Below are 16,610 nucleotides of genomic sequence, written 5' to 3' on the forward strand. Positions count from 1 at the left end.
GGGGCGGCAGGGGCGAAGGCGCCACCGAACGCGCCGCCACCCATCTCAAGAGCCACTCCTTCCTCCTGGGCGCGGAGCTGGCCCGTACCGCGAAGTTCTGGACGTCGCAGGTGAACACCGTGCTGCAAGGCTGCGCCCACATCTCCAACCACCTGGACTTCTCCAAGGATTACCACGGCGAGGAGGACCGGAAGATCGGTGCGCAGATTCTGGGTAAGGACGGCAGGGAACTGCCGCCGTCGCAGATCACCAAACTGCTGCACTGAGGGGGAATGGCGGGGGATGAAGGAGTCGCGGATCACCTACAGCGACCTGGTGTCGGTGGACTTATCCAGCTTCGGGTCGGCGGTGGCCGACTGGAACCGCGTCCAGAGCGAACTGAAGACGCGGGCCTCGGAAGCCGAGAACGACATGAACCGCAAGGCGCGGAACGCCCACTGGGAAGGGGTGAACGCGGACGCGGTACGCCCTTTCGTCCGGAAGATCGCCGAAGAGGTCGAGGACCTGCGGCGGGAAGCCGAAAGCATCTGGAACCTGATGGACGACGCCCACCAGGAGCTGGCGGACATCCAGAAAGACGTGGAGGCGGAGAAGGAGAAGGCCCACAAACTCCGGGTCCACATCCAGGACAACGGCGACGGAACGGTGACCTGCGAATTCCGCCGGGGCACGGACGCCGCGACCACGGCGAGCGGTTACTACGTGGGCGGCAGCGGCGAAAAGCGCACCTCCCAGGAGCGGGAGGCCCGGGACGCCATCGAATCCCGGCTCAACTATCTCATCGGCAAAGCCCGCGAGATCGACACCACCTCAGCGCGGTACATCGCCAAGAGCCACGGCGCCGACAAGCACGACGCCGGGCACGCCACGTACAAATCCCTGGACGACGCACAGGCGCGGGAGGCGACCCGCCTCGCCAAGAAGGAACTGCAGCTGGCAGCCCACGGCAGGGAACTGAGCACCCCGGACCTGCAACGCCTGCGCGACCTGACGAAATACAACGCCAAGGACGCCGAGTTCGCGACCCGCTTCTACCGCGAACTGGGCCCGGAGCAGGCCCTGCGCCTGCACGGCCAATTGGGAGTCGACGCCTCCACGGGTGGCGGGGACACCCGCCGCGAACTCTCCCGCACCATCCAGAACTCCTTGGACGCCGGCCTCGCCCTGGCCACCCACCCGGGCGGCGGCAAGGACGGAAACAGCGACCATCTCGGCAGCGCCTGGACGGCCGAACTGAAGAAGGCCGGAAAGCAGCCTGTCCTCTTACACGATCCCCAGAGCAACGAGTGGGGCAAGAACGCCATGTCCCAGCAGAAAGTCCTCGGCTACCAGGTGCTGGGCAACATGCTCCGGCACGGCAAGTACGACAAGGACTTCCTCAACTCGGTCGGCAAGGACATGGTCGAAACCGAGCGCCGGAACGATCTCGGCCCCGCCGGCTGGCCCAACCCCCACAACGCCCGCCGCACCACCACCCTCAACCTCGACCCCCACGGCGGCACCGGCTACGACCCCATGACCGGCCTGCTGAAGGGCCTGAGCCACAACCCGGACGCCGCCACGGAGTTCTTCAACGCGTACACCGGAGACGACGAACAGGGTCCCAAGGAAATGGCCAACTTCGACTATTTCTTCGGTGACCAGGAAGGCAGCGACCCGATCAAGCCGCGCGAGTGGCCCCCCGACGGCGACGACGACTCCGCAAAGATCGGCAAGGACGCTCTGGGCGGCGCCCTTGAAGCAGCAACGACGGGGCGCCCTCCGGGGGATGAGGGGCCGCCGCTGAAGCACACCGAGGACCAGGCGGAGTTGTTCCACCGGGTCGTTGAACGGCTGGGCGGCAGACACAACGCCCCGCTTGTGGAGCACGGCGGAGACCTGGAACCGCTCCAGTCCCACATGGGAAACATGGCTGCCGACTACATGCGCGATGTGCAGCGGGGCACCGTCCGTGTCCCCGAAGGATTGATCGCCATGCAAGGTGCAGATGCGGAATTGGGGACAGTGGAAAACGAGGCGCTTGGCCGCTTTCTGCGAACTGCGTCCCAGGACCCGGATGGTTATGCAGCTATCACCCATGCCTCCCATGCGGTGTCGGCAGAGGCTCTTCGCAACTCGATGCAGAATCCAGCGGGCGACGCCAGCGTGATGGACGCGGCGGTAAAGGGCGCGGAGCCGGGAGCGCAGGTCGCTGCTGAGGCAGCTGCAGGACGAGCGGACGGTATCGAAGCTGCTGAGGACAAGGTGGGAGCCGCCGAGCGCTACAACGAATCGCTCGACAAGAAACAAGAGCTGGTCGGCCAAGTTGTGGACATGGGGCTCGGCCGCCTGACCTACGGAAGCGAAGCGGCGGGACAGGTGGCAGGGGCGGTCCAGGAGGCCGTCTTCGATCACTACCGGAAGGACCCTGAGGAGATCGCGCACCAAGTGGAGGAACAGCGCCGGGATTTCCTTGCCAGCGAAAGGAAGAGGGAAGCGGAGACGATGGAGAAGATCGCGAGAGTCGCAGGCGCCCATGCGGGAGTGAAAGGCGATGCTTTGGACTGGGCAGCCACCGATGTTGCCAATGCTGTAGCCGACGACTTCCCGAAAAAATAGGGCAGTCAGTGGGTAAGCGGGCATTCGTGCGGTGCGGAACACTGGCTGCGATCGTCGTTGCCGCGACCGCTTGGTTGCTTCAGCCGGAGAAGAAGGAAGGTCTGGCTGTTCCCGACCGTGTGTGCGGGGGAATCTTTTCAGGGGAAAGGGTAGCCCCTCTTTTCTCTGGCGCTGAGGGGGAAATCAAATCCGAGCTCTTCCGTGATTTTCCGGGAAACCCGAAACGATCACTGGCGCCGGTCTGTGAAGTGTACACGGATCACCTGACTGTAGGCTTCCGTGTCGACCACCCCGGATATCCGGACAGCCGCCGTGAAGTGCAGGAGGATCACAAGTACGTCGCGGAGTTGGGCTCCGCATACGGCGCGTATGACAAAACTGGTGGCGCAATCAGCCTTGATATCCCATGTCCCTCCCGAGATGAGCCCAAAGCCACGCTTGCCTTGAATGTAGGAGCGAGTGTGGTCCGTGGGAACGTAAAGGGAAGCCTCCCGAAACTCGAGGATCTCACGGGCTACGCAGCCCGTACCCTCGCGCAGAAAGTCTACAAATGCAAAGGCGCCGAGGAACTCCCCAAGGGGCCGGTCCGGATAACGAGAGGGGAAGGCGGCAGGTGAGCTCATTCATGCGGGCGGCGATGGTGACGGTGGCGGTGTCAGGGCTTGCGTTGCTGAGCGGTTGCGGGGGAGGCGATGGCTCCGCCAAGAGCGATGGCATCGAGGGCGCGAAGGAGGGCAAGAAGGCGGCGTCGGCGTCGCCGAGTTCAGGCGCGAGCGCGTCCGATGGCACGGACGCGCCGAAATTCGACCTTCCCAAAGGAGTCCGCACCGTATTCGACGACGGCGACATGACTGGCGATCCGAAGAAGGACGAGGTTCTGAGAGACCACGCGTACGCGGTCGAAGCCATGGCGTTGGCGTACGCCACTGGCAAGCCGGATGTGCCGGTAGTCCACCGTTACTACCAGGACGCCGCGGGGCAGCAAGTGCAGTCGCGGGTGAAGAAGTACCGCGCGGAGGGAAAAGTAGGTACAGGCACATACCGCTACTACAACCGCAAGGTCACCGTAGGAAAAAGTGCTGCTGCTGTCACCTTCTGCGAAAGTCAACGTGATGCCTTCGCCAAGATGGTGAAGACCGGCAAGGTGGTTCGCACCAAGCCGAGCATCAGTGACTTCACCAGCGGGAAGGCCATCATGGAAAAGCGTGGTGATACGTGGGTGGTCATCTCCATGGCAGGGAATGGAGGAGACGAGAAATGCGCGCGGTGAACAGGAGAACAGCGGCGTGGGCGCTGACTGCCGTGGCGATCCTCTTATCGGCGGCGCCCCCTGCGTTGGCTGGAAATGGCGGTGGATGGGACGGCACCACGGAACCCGAGCCACCCCCACAGAACAACAAACCCAACAACATCACCTCCCGCGTCCAGTACTCCCTCCACCACGTACCGGAATCCGGTGGAGCCGCCATGGCCCCTGCGCAAGGCGCCGATTGGGAGCCGCCCGCGTGTTGGTATGAGCCTCGGTACTCGCCCGAGGAGTTCTCCGAGTACGCCACGACCGTGGATGTCCGGCATGGTGAAGCGAGGAACGGGGAAGGCGGGGTGCGGGCGAAGTATCCGGATATGCATATCGGGGACAAGGGCGAGTGGTATGTCATGCGGTATGACACCGATACCACCGGCGGCACTCCCCGGAAGTGCCTCGACCAGGACGGGTTCGTCTTCATCGGGCCGGGCCATCCGGCGCCCACCGGCGCACCCGTACTCGACCCGGAAATTCTCGCCGGGCTCGCCTACAAGAAGACGACCCTGCCCGCGCCGCCACTGACCCTCTCCCCGAAGGCCGGCCAGCAGGTGGTGAATCTGGCCACCCACGCCCGATTTCGCCAAGAAACTGAGCCGCGTGTGGGTGACCGCGGAAATCCATCTGGCGGGGCTCGATCTGGCCGCGACCACGGTCGCGGAGCCCCACCGGCTGCGGCTCGAAGCGGGTACGAAGGACGCGGACCCCGCCACCTGCACGTACGACCTCGCAAAGAGCGAGGGCGGGGGCTACGCGGTGAACACCGAGGACGCCGGCTGCAACATCACTTACCGCCGCGCCACAGCGAAGGGAACGTCCCGCACGCTCAAGGCGTATCTGACGTGGCGGGTCTCCTGGGCGGAGGGGGACAGTCCGGACGGTACTCCGCGCCATGGGATGCCGCAGGGGGAGTCCACCCAGGAAGTTGCCGTCACGGTGAAAGAGATCCAGTCCATCAACCGGGACTGACCCCCGCGCGTCAGCTGTTGTAGGTGCTCTGCGCGCGTTCCAGGCCCTCGGTGATCAGCGCCTCGCACGCGTCGGCCGTACGGTCGACGAAGTAGGCGAGCTCCTTGCGCTCCGCCGCGGAGAAGTCCTTCAGGACGTAGTCGGCGACCTGCATCCGGCCGGGAGGCCGGCCGACGCCGAAGCGGACGCGGTAGTAGTCGCGGCCCAGGACCTTGGTGATGGACTTGAGGCCGTTGTGGCCATTGTCGCCGCCGCCGAGCTTGAGGCGGAGGGTGCCGTAGTCGATGTCGAGCTCGTCGTGGACCACGAGCAGGCGGTCGGTCCTGATGCCGTAGAAGTCCAGCAGCGCCTTGACGGGGCCACCGGAGACGTTCATGTACGACATCGGCTTGGCGAGCACCACGCGGGTGCTGGTGGTACCGGGGATGCCGATGCGGCCCTCGACCACGTGGGCGCGGGCCCCCTTGTGGGACTTGAACTTGGCGTCCATCCGGCCGGCGAGCAGGTCAGCGACCATGAAGCCCACGTTGTGGCGGTTGCCGGCGTAGTCGGGGCCCGGGTTGCCGAGTCCGGCGATGAGCCACGGGGTGGTGGCCGACATGGTGGTCCTCCGGTCGCTCGGTCGTGTGAGATGGTGCGCCCGCCGCCCCGGCCCGCGAGCGCCGGCCCGCGAGCCCCGGGCGGGGGCGCCGTGGTCGGCGCGGCCCGCCCGGCGCTCGCAAAGCGCGGGGTACGGCGAAGGTGCCGAGGGTGTTACTCCGCGGCCTCGGCAGCCGCGGCCTCACCCTCCGCGCCCTCCTCGGCCTCGGCGGCCGGCTCCTCCGCCTGCGCGGCGAGGATCTGGATGACGGTCTCGTCGCCCTCGATGGCGAGCGAGGTGCCGCCCGGCAGGGCGATGTCCTTGGCGAGGATCTGGTCGCCGACGTCCAGGCCGTCGACGGAGACGGTCACCGACTCGGGGATGTGGGTGGCCTCGGCCTCGACCGGCAGCGAGTTGTAGACGTGCTCGATCAGGTTCTGGCCCGGGGCCAGCTCGCCCTCGAGGTGGATCGGGACCTCGACCTGGACCTTCTCGCCGCGCTTGACCGTCAGCAGGTCGATGTGGACCAGGAAGCCGCGGATGGCCTCACGCTGGACGGCCTTGGGGATGACGAGCTCCTTCTTGCCCTCGACGTCCAGGTGGATCAGGACGTTCGGGGTCTTGAGCGCCATCATCATGTCGTAGCTGGGCAGCGCGACGTGGACCGGCTCGGCGCCGTGGCCGTAGATGACGGCGGGAACCTTCTCCTCGCGGCGGAGCCGACGGGCCGAGCCCTTGCCGAACTCGTTGCGGATGGTCGCGCTGATGTTGACGTCAGCCATGCTGCGCTCCTCGTAAGCGACGGTGGTACGGATGTCTGCGGTGCCACTCGGTCCCGACGGACCTGCTACGAAGAGCGCGCGTCGATAACGGAGCATCCGGTCCGGACGTACGACGTACAACGTACGACCTACAACGACCGGCCTCCCTCGCCGAGCGACTCGCAGAGTCTACGCGGCGAGGGAGGCCGGTCGGAAATCGATCAGCAGGCCGGGCCCGCGGCCGGGCCGGCTGTGCCTGCTCGTCTTATGCCTGCTCGTCGAAGAGGCTGGTGACCGAGCCGTCCTCGAACACCTCGCGCACCGCGCGGGCGATCGTCGGCGCCATCGACAGCACCGTGATCTTGTCGAGCTCCAGCTCGCCCGGGGTGGGCAGCGTGTTGGTGAAGACGAACTCGCTGACCTTGGAGTTCTTCAGCCGGTCGGCGGCCGGACCGGAGAGCACGCCGTGGGTCGCCGTGACGATGACGTCCTCGGCGCCGTTCGCGAACAGCGCCTCCGCCGCGGCACAGATGGTGCCGCCGGTGTCGATCATGTCGTCGACCAGAACGCAGACCCGGCCCTCGACATCGCCGACGACCTCGTGCACGGTCACCTGGTTCGCCACATCCGGGTCCCGGCGCTTGTGGACGATGGCCAGCGGGGCGCCGAGCCGGTCGGCCCAGCGGTCGGCCACCCGGACCCGGCCCGCGTCCGGCGAGACGACGGTGAGCTTGTCGCGGTCGGTCTTGGCCGCCACGTAGTCCGCCAGCAGCGGCAGGGCGAACAGGTGGTCGACCGGGCCGTCGAAGAAGCCCTGGATCTGGTCGGTGTGCAGGTCGACGGTGAGGATGCGGTCAGCGCCCGCGCACTGGAACATATCCGCCATCAGCCGCGCCGAGATCGGCTCGCGCCCGCGGTGCTTCTTGTCCTGCCGGGCGTAGCCGTAGAACGGGACGATCACGGTGATGCTCCGCGCCGACGCCCGCTTCAGCGCGTCGATCATGATGAGCTGCTCCATGATCCACTTGTTGATGGGAGCCGTGTGGCTCTGCATCAAAAAGCAGTCGGCGCCGCGCGCTGACTCCTGGAAGCGGACGTAGATCTCACCGTTCGCGAAGTCGAAAGCCTTGGTCGGGACCACGCCGATACCGAGCTGCTTGGCGACCTCTTCGGCGAGTTCGGGGTGGGCGCGGCCGGAGAAGAGCATGAGTTTCTTCTCGCCGGTCGTCTTGATCCCGGTCACTGCTGTTGTCTCCCTGTGTGGTGTGCCGCACGGCGGCTCAGCGGGGGGCGGCGTCGTCGGCCGTCGGATGTGCTGGGGCGGCGTCGGTTTTCGGCCGGATGGCCAATTGGGCTTCTCATAACCGTACGCCCCGCTTCAGACAACCGGATACCCGGCCTTAACCCTCCTCGGCAGGAACCTGCCCCGCCGCCTCCTTCGCGGAACGGGTGGTTTCGGACGCGTTCGAGGGCGCATCCGAGGACGCGCCGGCCGTCTCCCGGGCGCCCGCCGCCTGCTCCTCCTGAGCCGCCTGGGCGGCCTGCGCCGAGGCGCTGCCAGGGCGCTTCCGGGCCACCCAGCCCTCGATATTGCGCTGCTGACCCCGCGCCACGGCCAGCGAGCCGGGCGGCACATCCTTGGTGATCACGGACCCGGCGGCGCTGTAGGCACCGTCCCCGACCGTGACAGGAGCCACATACATGTTGTCCGCGCCCATCCGGCAGTGCGAGCCGACGGTCGTGGTGTGCTTGTTCTCACCGTCGTAGTTCACGAAGACGCTCGCGGCGCCGATGTTGCTGTGCTCGCCGATCACCGCGTCACCCACGTAGGACAGGTGCGGCACCTTGGTGCCCTCGCCGATCTCGGCGTTCTTCATCTCCACATAGCTGCCGGCCTTCACCTTGCGGCCCAGCCGGGTGCCCGGACGCAGATAGGTGTACGGGCCGACCGAGGCGCCCTCGCCGATCTCCGCGCCCTGCGCCACGGTGTTGCTGACCACCGCGCCCGTGCCCACCCGGGTGTCCGTCAGCCGGGTGTTCGGGCCCACCTCGCTGTCCGCGCCCAGATGCGTGCTGCCGAGCAGCTGGGTGCCCGGGTGGACGGTGGCGTCCGGCTCGTACGTCACGCTCACATCCAGCCAGGTGGTGGCCGGGTCGACGACCGTGACGCCCGCCAGCATGGCGTCCTCCACCAGCCGGCCGTTCAGCATCCGGCGGGCCTCGGCCAGCTGCACCCGGTTGTTGATGCCCGCGATCTCCCGGTGGTCGCCCGCCACCGCGGCCCCCACCCGGTGACCGGCTTCCCGCAGGATGCCGAGGACGTCCGTGAGGTATTCCTCGCCCTGGCTGTTGTCCGTACGGACCTTGCCCAGCGCCTGCGCCAGCAGCCGGCCGTCGAAGGCGAACACCCCCGAGTTGATCTCGCGGATGGCGCGCTGCTCCTCGGTCGCGTCCTTGTGCTCCACGATCGCGGTGACCGCGCCGCCGCCGCTCTCCCGCACGATGCGGCCGTAACCCGTCGCGTCCGGGACCTCGGCCGTCAGTACGGTCACGGCGTTGCCGTCCGCGGTGTGGGTGTCCGCCAGCTGCTGCAGCGTCCGCCCGGTCAGCAGCGGGGTGTCGCCGCAGGTCACCAGCACCGTTCCGGCGGGGCCTTCGCCGCCCAGCTCTTCCAGGGCCATCCGTACCGCGTGCCCGGTGCCGTTCTGCTCGTGCTGCACGGCGGTCCTGATGCCGGCGTCCAGCTGCCCCAGGTGCGCGGCGACCTTCTCCCGCGCGTGTCCGACGACCACGACCAGCTGCTCGGGATCCAGCGCCTGTGCGGCGCTCACCACATGGCCGACCAGTGAACGGCCGCAGATCTCGTGCAGGACCTTGGGGGTCGCCGACTTCATGCGGGTGCCCTCACCCGCTGCGAGAACGACGACGGCTGCCGGGCGAGTGACGCTCACGGGTGTGCCCTTCGGCTTCGGGGGTGGGTGCTGTCCCGCAGGATACCGGGGGGTTCGCCGGGCGAAGGGAGGGCGGGGCTCGGTCGGCGGTGAGGGCTCGAACCTGGGTCTTGTGTGCTGTGGGCTCCCCCGCCAGGACTCGAACCTGGAATAATTCGTCCAAAGCGAATCGTGTTGCCCATTACACCACGGGGGATAGCAAGCGGGTCATTTCGGGCATTCCTCTTGGGTGGCCGAACTGACACCCAACACTATGCCGTACCACCAGCCCTCGATGCGACGGTATAGCTCAGCGCCTTGTCGCACACGTACCGTCAGGCAGCCGCGGTAGCTCTCCCCGGTGTTCTTGCGGACCGTCTTCGGGTTGTGCTTCTTGAGCAGCGGCTTATAGAAGTTCTGCGGCGCGGCGCCGGTCAGCTCCTGCCAGAAGTGTTGGGCGCCTTCCAAGTCGGCCGACTCATGGATCATCACGCAGTACCGCCGACGTTCCTTCTCCACCTTCAGCAGGTCCAGCCAGGCGAGGAAGAGCTTGATCATGTCGGGGTCGCTGTTGACGAAGACGACGATCTCGTCGCGCCGCCACGGCTTGGCCTTCGCGCCCTCCGCCCAGTACAGCCCCACTCCGATCAAGAACAGCTCCCGGTCGCTCACGGTGCCGATCTCCGCAGTGGCGGCTGCCTTGGTTCGCTGCCGCTCCTCTTCGCGTAAGGCGAGCGTGCGCTCCCAGCCGCGCTTGGCGATGGCTGCGGCCTCCTCCCGGGTGCGCCGCGGCGGCCTCGGCAGGTCCCGTACCCACAGGGACACGGAGCTGCGGGAGACGCCCAGCTCCAGTTCGATCCGGTCGTACGTCCAGCCCTGCCGTCGTAGCTCGCGCGCCCGCGCCCGCAGGTCGTCCTTGGCGTTGGGGCGGCGGGTCCAGGCGGGTGGGGGTTCGCCTTGGACCAGGCGGTTGAGGAGGTCGTTGTTGCTGACCTTGAGGCGGTCGCGGATCTGGCGGCGGCTGAGCCCTTCGCGTCGCAGGGCGACGGCCTGCTCGCGGAGTTGTTCGTACTGGTGGGCGTCGTGTGTGCGTGGCATGAGGTGAGTCTCGGCGGCCACCCCTGACGCGCACCGGGAAAACGTGTTCCATTGCTCAGTTCGAGTGAAAAGGGTTCTGTTCGATTGCTTGATCGCCTCGTCGCAGACAGCTACGCGGAATGGGATGTTCCGGGGATCGGCGGGACAAGGCGGTGGCCTGCGGTCGTAGGGTGGTCGGTATGACCGAGACGGGGGAAAACCGTACGCGGGGCGGGCCGTGGTGGTGGGAGAGACCACGTGGTGCGGTGCTCGATATCGCCCTGGGCGCGGCCTCCGCCGCGGAGTGTGCCATTCAGGGGCAGGCTTTCGCCCGGGAGACCGGAATCCCCGGGGTGCTCGCGGTGCTGCTGGGCGCCGTCGCCGGGGCGATGCTGGTGCTGCGCCGCCGCTGGCCGATAGCCGTCGTCCTGGTGGCCATCGCCGTCATACCGGCCGAAATGGGCACCTTCCTCAGTGTCGTCGGTCTCTACACGCTCGCCGCGACCGAGGTGCCGCGCCGGATCACCGGACTGCTGGCCTCCATGGCCGCCATCGGCATGCTGGTGATGACGACGTTCCGGCTGGAGCAGAGCATCGGGCGGGACCCCGACTTCAACCCCTCCTCCTGGTTCGTCCCCCTCGTCTCGATCCTGATGTCGATCGGTGTCACGGCCCCGCCGGTGCTTGCCGGCCTGTACGTGGGGGCGCGGCGGCGGCTCGTGGAGTCGCTGCGGGAGCGCGCCGACGGCCTGGAGCGCGAGCTGTCGCTGTTGGCCGAGCGGGCGGAGGAGCGCGCGGAGTGGGCGCGTAATGAGGAGCGCACCCGCATCGCCCGCGACATGCACGACGTGGTCGCCCACCGGGTGAGCCTGATGGTGGTGCACGCGGCGGCGCTCCAGGCCGTGGCGCTCAAGGACCCGGAGAAGGCGGCGAGGAACGCCGCGCTGGTGGGCGACATGGGCCGCCAGGCCCTCAACGAGCTGCGCACCATGCTGGGCGTACTGCGGTCCGGCGAACCGGAGAAGGGGGAGAAGGGGGAGAAGGGGGAGAAGAGGGCCGGGAACGCGGAGGTGGAGACGGGGACGGGGACCGGGAGTGCGGAGCGTTCCGGTGTCGCCGCCGGTTCGGCCGGCGTCGGTTCCGCTGTCGCCGGTTCGGCTGCGGCCGGCTCTGCTTCTGGCTCTGCTTCTGGCTCTGCTTCTGGTTCCGCTGCGCCCGGCTCGGTGTCGTCCGGCTCCGGTGCGGCGGGTGCTGCCTCGACCGGCTCCGATGCAGGAGCCCTCTCTGCGTCCGCTTCCGGTTCCCCGGCCTCCGGTGCTCCGGGGGCGTCTGCGGCCGTCACCCGTCAGACCGGTGACGGTGTGGCCGAGGCGTCCTCGCGGCTGGCCGAGTTGGCTTCGGCGGCAGCCGGGCGGGTGAGTGCGGGGGCCGCCGACGCCCGGAAAGAGGGAGCGCACACGGGGTCGCAGGACGGCGCGCTGCAGTCAGACCACGATGCGGCGCCCTCCCTCGCGCAACTCGATGTGCTGGTGGGGCAGTCGCGTGCCGCGGGGATGGCGGTGGAGCTCAGCGTGGAGGGGAGCCCCGACGGCGCCTGTCCGCAGCCGGTGCAGCAGACCGCGTACCGGGTGGTGCAGGAGGCGCTGACCAATGTGCACAAGCACGCGGCGGGCGCGGCCACCCGGGTGCGGGTCGCACACCGCGCGGCCGAGGTGGCGCTCCAGGTCGAGAACGATCCGGCAGTCGACGGCGCTGCCGACGCGGGGCTGCCCAGCGGCGGCAACGGCCTGGTGGGGATGCGGGAGCGGGTGACGGCGCTCGGCGGCGGGTTCGTCTCCGGGCCGACGGACGCGGGCGGCTTCCGCGTCTCGGCGATCATCCCCTACGCGCGTTCGTGAGCCCCGCGATCATCCCGTACGCGCGTCCGTGAGCCCTCCGGGCCCGGCGCTGCCCTCGCGGGGTGCGGGCGGCGGCGGACCGGCGCTCAGCCGGGCCGGGACCAGGCCCATCAGCAGTGCGGAGAGCGCGGAGTCGAAGTCGGCGCCCAGATACCAGTCGCCCGTGGCGTCGATGCTGTAGACGCGGCGCTCGGCGTCGATGGCCAGCAGCGCCTCGTCCTCTCCCTCGGTGCCGATCGGGCAGACCTGGGTGCCGAGCGCGCGGCCCAGGTCGGCGAACGTGCGTGCCGCGTACAGCCCGGAGAGCGGGTCGATGGACACGGGCGAGGGTGCGATGTGGCGGCCGGGGCCGGTGGGGGTGATGTGCAGGGTGCCGAACTCGGCCCACACCTCCACGGCCGCGGGGAAGACGGCGTGCCGGTGGCCGCCGGCAGAGATGTGGCCGCGCAGGGTGTCGGCCCACTGCTCGGCCTGCCGGATGTCCCACCGGCCGGGCGCCCACCCGGCGCTGCGCAGTGAGTCGTCGACGGCGACGGCGAAACGGGTGGTCACTGCGCGCGCTCCTGTGCCGGGTCGACGGCCCGCACCCCGAAGTGGGCCAGCAGTGCCCCGCAGGAGCGGCACGGTGGCGCGTAACTGCCGTGCAGCGGATCGCCGTCCTCGCGGATACGGCGCGCGGTGAGCTTGGCGTGTTTGAGGGCGCGCTTGGCCTCGCTCAGCGTGAGTGGCTTGGCCGCCTTCGCGGAGCGGGCCGCCTTGGCTGCCGCGTCTCTGCCGCCTCTGCCGTTCCTGGCGCTCTTGGTCGCCCTGCGTCCGTTGCGCTTGTCGGCTCGGGCGGCCTCGGTGGCGGTCAGATAGCGCGACAGCAGTACGGCCTCGGGGCAGCGGCCCGTCTGCCGGGAGCGGCGCTCTGTGGTGAGGGTGTCCAGGAAGTCCTGCACCAGCGGGTGGTGGGTGGGCGGGTGTTCGCTCTTGCTGCCGGTGCAGGTCAGGGTCTCGCCCCGGATGGACAGCGCGGCGGCGACGGCTGGCAGAATGCCGTCGCGGCGCTGGCGCAGGACCGGTGCGGTGGCGCTGAGGGAGTCGACGGCGGCTATCCAGCCGACGCGCGGGTCGCCACTGCTGTACGAGTTGGCGTACGAGCCGTGTTGCGACTGCGGCATTTCCTGCTGCCGCGGTGTCTGCGCCTGTGGTGCCGTGTGCAATGGAGATTCCTCCCAGAGTGTCCCCTCTGTGCCGGGGCTCGCCCAAGTATGCAGTGTGGCGCATGAGTCGATCATTCCGCCGGTGATGTCGTGGAATTGTGGCGGTGGTGATGGTGCGGTGAAGAGCGCCCTGTGGGCCCCCCGGGGGCGACGGATGATGGCCAGTCCCAACTGAGAGGGATGGCCATGACCCGCACGACGATGCGTACGCGCTCCCGCTCGACGCGCCGTACGCTCGCGGCATTCGCCGTACTGCCCGCACTGCTGCTGCCGCTCACCGCCTGCGGTGGCGGCGGGGGCGACGACGGGGACGCCAAGAGCAGTGGTAAGAGCGACGGCGGCAGCAGCAGTGGTAAGAACGGCGGCGACGAGGACGGCGGCAAGGGCGCCGAAGCGGACGGCGGAAAAGGCGGCGAGGACAAGGGCTCGGACGGCGGCAAAGGCGACGAGACCGACGAGAACGACAAGCCGGACAAGGGCTCCGCGAAGCCGCTCACCGAGGCGCAGTTGCGCGCCGCGCTCCTCAACTCCAAGGATGCGCCGGGCTATCGGGCGCATGAGAGCAGGGACGCGCTGGACGACGATCCCCCGCCGGCCGGCCCGGAGTGCCGCCCGCTGATCGACCTCTTCAGCAAGGACTCCAAGCAGAAGCGCACCGCCTGGGCGGCCGCAAGCCTCCTCAAGGGCGGCAAGGACCAGCTCAGCACCCAGAGCACGATCCACCAGGTGCTGCTCTCCGCCTACCGGCCCGGCGAGGCCGAGACGTTCGTGGGGAATCTCGAGACGGCGACGAACAAGTGCCCGGAGATCCTCGACGAGCCGGACGGCAGCGGGAAGCAGGAGAAGGTGGTCGTCGGGCCGCAGCCGTCACCGGGGATGGGGGACGATTCGGTGCGGTTCGGTATGACCAATGCCAAGAACAAGCCTTATGGGATCCAGGTGACGGTTGTCCGTTCCGGCGCCAACACCATGACCTTCATGTCGACCTCGCTGACCGGCAAGGGGCCCGAGCAGCCCAAGCAGCTCATGGACAAGCAGTTGGCGAAGCTGGAGGAGGCCGGAAAAAGCTGACCGCGTGCGCACCACGCGCCGACCACGCGCACACCACGCGCTGACAACGCGCTGATCACGGGCCGATCACCAGGGCCGGTGTCTGCCTGCTGTCGTACCGCATAGGCTGTTCGGTACCAGCCAGAAGCAGCAGGGAGCCAACGCCATGACGACAGGTCGGCTTGGGGTGGGGGCACCTCCCGGACCCCAGGGCCGGGGGAATGCCGCCTCGCCACCGAACCGGGCGTACGCCGGGCAGGTCGTGAATTTCCCGGATCCCGTCAGGGCGGCCCGCTACCCCCAGGGGGTGCGGGTCGACCACAGCGGGTTCCCGGACTTCTCCGCTTACGCGCGCGCGGCGGCGGAGATCGCGGAGCCCCCTGAGGGGTTCGGCGGCGACGAACTGCGCCTGACGGACTATGTGTCGGCCAACGCCGCGCTGCACGCCGAGGGGCACGAGCTGTGGGCGGACCTGCCGCCCGTGGCCACCCCGCACGGCTGGACGTGGCACCACGTACCGCACAGCCGGCGGATGGAGCTCGTACCCGTCGAGATCAAGGCGCTGCTGCGGCACCACGGCGGGCTGGCGACAGCGGCCGTCGACCACGAGAAGACCGGCACGCGCCCCCTCCAGGAGACCCGGCCCGCGCACTTCGCCGTTCCGCACGGCCCCGAGTCGGCGGTGAGCGAGCGGCAGGTCGTGGACATCGAGGAGCGGCTGGGCTATCGGCTGCCCGGCGCCTACCGGACGTTTCTGAAGATCGCCGGCGGCTGCGCCCCGCAGGGTGTCGCGCTCGACGCGGAGTTGGGCCTGCTGGTGGACCAGCCGTTCTTCACGGTGCGCGACGACGCGGCCGTCAACGACCTCGTCTACATCAACAAGTGCCTGCGCGACCACCTCACCAAGGACTACCTCGGGGTGGGCTTCGTGCAGGGCGGACTGGTCGCGGTGAAGGTGAAGGGCGACGCGCTCGGCTCGGTGTGGTTCTGCGCGTTCGACGACGCCAGGGACGCGGACGGCTTGCAGGTCCAGGAGCGGGTGGAGCGGCTGCTGCGGCCGTGCGGCGCGGACTTCGACGAGTTCCTGCTGCGGCTGGCCGGGAACCCGCCGGAGCTGGAGACCGTGGCGAACCTGATGGTGGACGGCGGCTTCGCCCGCGCCGTCCCGTTGGAGAGGTGAGAGCGCGATGGTGACCTTGGCGCAGGCCCAGGAGCGCGCCGAGCGCTGGGTCAACGGCGACGTCCCCGCGTACCAGCACCGCGAGGTGCGGGTACGCGAGTTCGACCTGGGCTTCGTGGCCTGGGCCGAGGACCGGGAGGGCGGACCCGCCGCCGACGGCGGCAACCTCCGGCTGGTCATCGCCCGCGACAGCGGGGAGACGACGCTGTGGCCCGCGCTGCCGGTCGGCGAGGTCATCCGCCGCTACGAGGAGGAGTACGGCGAGGAACCGGCCGCAACGCCCCCGCCGCCCTCGGACAAACGGCTCGACCTGGAAGCGACCTCGTTCCTGCTGACGCCGCCCGAGTGGCTGCAGCAGGCGGCCGACAAGATGGGCATCCCGGACCGGCGTGCGGAGTCCACGGCCGCGCCGGGCGCGTCCGAGGGCGCGGGGTTCGGCTCCGAGGGCGCGGGGGTGCCCGCGGCGCCCGCCGCCGCGCTCGGCGACTCGCTGGGCGGGAACTCCACCGGAGCCAGCCCCTGGGACGGTGCCGACACCGGGGGTGCCGGCAGCGGTGAGGCACAGGCCCCGCCGGCGACGGTGTTCGCGCCGCCGCTCATGGGCAGCGACGAGGACGACACCCCGCCGCCGCCCGGCTCGGAGGCGCGTACCGCGCTGCTTCCCGAGGGCAGCGCGCTGCCCAAGACAACGGTGGCCCCCGCGATCGACCCGGGGCCGGACGCCGACTTCGGACAGCCGCAGCCCCAGCCGCCGCACCAGCAGCCTCAGCAGCCCGCGCAGCCTCAGCAGGCTCCTGGGCAGCCGTCCCAGGGTGGTGCGCCCGGCGTCACCGGACAAGGGGGTGACGGCACCGGAGGCGGTGGGGTGCACCACGCCGCCACCATGCTGGCCGACCCCTCCCAGGGCGGCCTCCAGATGCCGGGCGCCCCCGGCACGCCCGGCGCTGACGACCTCTCGGATGCCGCCACCAGCCGTGCCCCGCGCGACGACAACCCCGCGCGGCCCGCGTCCCGCGGCACCGGCCCCTCCGTGCCCCCGCCGCCCGGAGCCCCTGGCGC

15 protein-coding genes, 1 tRNA gene and 1 pseudogene are annotated in these 16,610 nt (G+C 69.3%); 9 read left to right on the forward strand and 8 right to left on the reverse strand.

The genetic code is table 11. From position 1 onward, the window contains the following. The 5 genes and pseudogenes from ITI46_RS26855 to ITI46_RS26875 form a co-directional block, all read left to right on the forward strand. Positions 1-266: pseudogene (locus ITI46_RS26855) on the forward strand (hypothetical protein); the annotation flags it as partial. Between the two features lie 16 nt (positions 267-282). Beyond that, positions 283-2,598, forward strand: coding sequence for a hypothetical protein (locus ITI46_RS26860; RefSeq protein WP_209242487.1), 2,316 nt, complete (start codon positions 283-285; stop codon positions 2,596-2,598). A gap of 8 nt (positions 2,599-2,606) precedes the next feature. After that, on the forward strand, positions 2,607-3,215 hold the full coding sequence (locus tag ITI46_RS26865) for a hypothetical protein (protein ID WP_209242488.1): 609 nt from the start codon (positions 2,607-2,609) through the stop codon (positions 3,213-3,215). Continuing rightward, on the forward strand, positions 3,212-3,868 hold the full coding sequence (locus ITI46_RS26870) for a hypothetical protein (RefSeq protein WP_209242489.1): 657 nt from the start codon (positions 3,212-3,214) through the stop codon (positions 3,866-3,868). Before ITI46_RS26865 ends, ITI46_RS26870 begins: the two co-directional genes overlap by 4 nt. A 639-nt stretch (positions 3,869-4,507) precedes the next feature. Then, a complete protein-coding gene (locus ITI46_RS26875; protein ID WP_209242490.1) occupies positions 4,508-4,870 on the forward strand; it encodes a hypothetical protein in 363 nt (120 codons plus the stop codon). 10 nt (positions 4,871-4,880) lie between these two features. Here the strand turns inward: ITI46_RS26875 and pth are convergent, their stop codons facing one another. From pth to ITI46_RS26905, 6 genes are all read right to left on the reverse strand, one after another. Further along, positions 4,881-5,471 (reverse strand): aminoacyl-tRNA hydrolase, encoded by a 591-nt coding sequence (gene pth, locus ITI46_RS26880; RefSeq protein WP_209242491.1) that lies wholly within the window; start codon positions 5,469-5,471, stop codon positions 4,881-4,883. Between the two features lie 152 nt (positions 5,472-5,623). Further along, complete coding sequence (locus ITI46_RS26885; protein WP_209242492.1) at positions 5,624-6,232, reverse strand: 50S ribosomal protein L25/general stress protein Ctc; 609 nt, start codon at positions 6,230-6,232, stop codon at positions 5,624-5,626. A 244-nt stretch (positions 6,233-6,476) separates the two neighbouring features. Then, positions 6,477-7,454, reverse strand: a complete 978-nt coding sequence (locus ITI46_RS26890; protein WP_209242493.1) for a ribose-phosphate diphosphokinase — start codon at positions 7,452-7,454, stop codon at positions 6,477-6,479. A 157-nt stretch (positions 7,455-7,611) separates the two neighbouring features. Continuing rightward, positions 7,612-9,162 carry a bifunctional UDP-N-acetylglucosamine diphosphorylase/glucosamine-1-phosphate N-acetyltransferase GlmU gene (glmU, locus tag ITI46_RS26895; protein WP_209242494.1) on the reverse strand — a complete coding sequence of 517 codons (1,551 nt, stop codon included), beginning with the start codon at positions 9,160-9,162 and terminating at the stop codon, positions 7,612-7,614. Positions 9,163-9,286: 124 nt separating this feature from the next. Beyond that, positions 9,287-9,358: transfer RNA gene (locus ITI46_RS26900), tRNA-Gln, on the reverse strand. Between the two features lie 11 nt (positions 9,359-9,369). After that, positions 9,370-10,239 carry a hypothetical protein gene (locus ITI46_RS26905; RefSeq protein WP_209242495.1) on the reverse strand — a complete coding sequence of 290 codons (870 nt, stop codon included), beginning with the start codon at positions 10,237-10,239 and terminating at the stop codon, positions 9,370-9,372. A gap of 179 nt (positions 10,240-10,418) precedes the next feature. On the opposite strand from ITI46_RS26905, the gene ITI46_RS26910 reads away from it, so the two are divergent. Next, on the forward strand, positions 10,419-12,116 hold the full coding sequence (locus ITI46_RS26910; protein WP_209242496.1) for a sensor histidine kinase: 1,698 nt from the start codon (positions 10,419-10,421) through the stop codon (positions 12,114-12,116). A 9-nt stretch (positions 12,117-12,125) separates the two neighbouring features. On the opposite strand, the gene ITI46_RS26915 is transcribed toward ITI46_RS26910, so the two are convergent. Together ITI46_RS26915 and ITI46_RS26920 are read right to left on the reverse strand one after the other, a co-directional pair. Then, positions 12,126-12,668, reverse strand: coding sequence for an SUKH-3 domain-containing protein (locus tag ITI46_RS26915; protein WP_209242497.1), 543 nt, complete (start codon positions 12,666-12,668; stop codon positions 12,126-12,128). Further along, positions 12,665-13,279 carry a YwqJ-related putative deaminase gene (locus ITI46_RS26920; protein ID WP_209242498.1) on the reverse strand — a complete coding sequence of 205 codons (615 nt, stop codon included), beginning with the start codon at positions 13,277-13,279 and terminating at the stop codon, positions 12,665-12,667. The genes ITI46_RS26915 and ITI46_RS26920 overlap by 4 nt, the downstream gene beginning before the upstream one ends. A gap of 228 nt (positions 13,280-13,507) precedes the next feature. Between ITI46_RS26920 and ITI46_RS26925 the strand changes: the two genes are divergently transcribed. The 3 genes from ITI46_RS26925 to ITI46_RS26935 all read left to right on the forward strand — a co-directional run. Then, positions 13,508-14,392: a hypothetical protein gene (locus ITI46_RS26925; protein WP_209242499.1), complete on the forward strand. Its 885-nt coding sequence runs from the start codon at positions 13,508-13,510 to the stop codon at positions 14,390-14,392. A 145-nt stretch (positions 14,393-14,537) separates the two neighbouring features. After that, positions 14,538-15,551: an SMI1/KNR4 family protein gene (locus tag ITI46_RS26930; RefSeq protein WP_209242500.1), complete on the forward strand. Its 1,014-nt coding sequence runs from the start codon at positions 14,538-14,540 to the stop codon at positions 15,549-15,551. A 7-nt stretch (positions 15,552-15,558) separates the two neighbouring features. After that, positions 15,559-16,610, forward strand: a 1,052-nt coding sequence (locus ITI46_RS26935) for an SUKH-4 family immunity protein (RefSeq protein WP_504739819.1), incomplete at its 3' end; no start/stop codon positions are given.

This window comes from Streptomyces oryzae (assembly GCF_017676365.1).
Lineage (GTDB): Bacteria > Actinomycetota > Actinomycetes > Streptomycetales > Streptomycetaceae > Streptomyces > Streptomyces oryzae.

What these genes read in the sequence shown, in the direction of transcription:
- ITI46_RS26905 (WP_209242495.1), bottom strand. Translation starts at nt 10,239, where the DNA reads ATGCCACGCACACACGACGCCCACCAGTACGAACAACTCCGCGAGCAG.
- ITI46_RS26930 (WP_209242500.1), top strand. Translation starts at nt 14,538, where the DNA reads ATGACGACAGGTCGGCTTGGGGTGGGGGCACCTCCCGGACCCCAGGGC.
- ITI46_RS26925 (WP_209242499.1), top strand. Translation starts at nt 13,508, where the DNA reads ATGACCCGCACGACGATGCGTACGCGCTCCCGCTCGACGCGCCGTACG.
- ITI46_RS26860 (WP_209242487.1), top strand. Translation starts at nt 283, where the DNA reads ATGAAGGAGTCGCGGATCACCTACAGCGACCTGGTGTCGGTGGACTTA.
- pth (WP_209242491.1), bottom strand. Translation starts at nt 5,471, where the DNA reads ATGTCGGCCACCACCCCGTGGCTCATCGCCGGACTCGGCAACCCGGGC.
- ITI46_RS26885 (WP_209242492.1), bottom strand. Translation starts at nt 6,232, where the DNA reads ATGGCTGACGTCAACATCAGCGCGACCATCCGCAACGAGTTCGGCAAG.
- ITI46_RS26910 (WP_209242496.1), top strand. Translation starts at nt 10,419, where the DNA reads ATGACCGAGACGGGGGAAAACCGTACGCGGGGCGGGCCGTGGTGGTGG.
- ITI46_RS26920 (WP_209242498.1), bottom strand. Translation starts at nt 13,279, where the DNA reads ATGCCGCAGTCGCAACACGGCTCGTACGCCAACTCGTACAGCAGTGGC.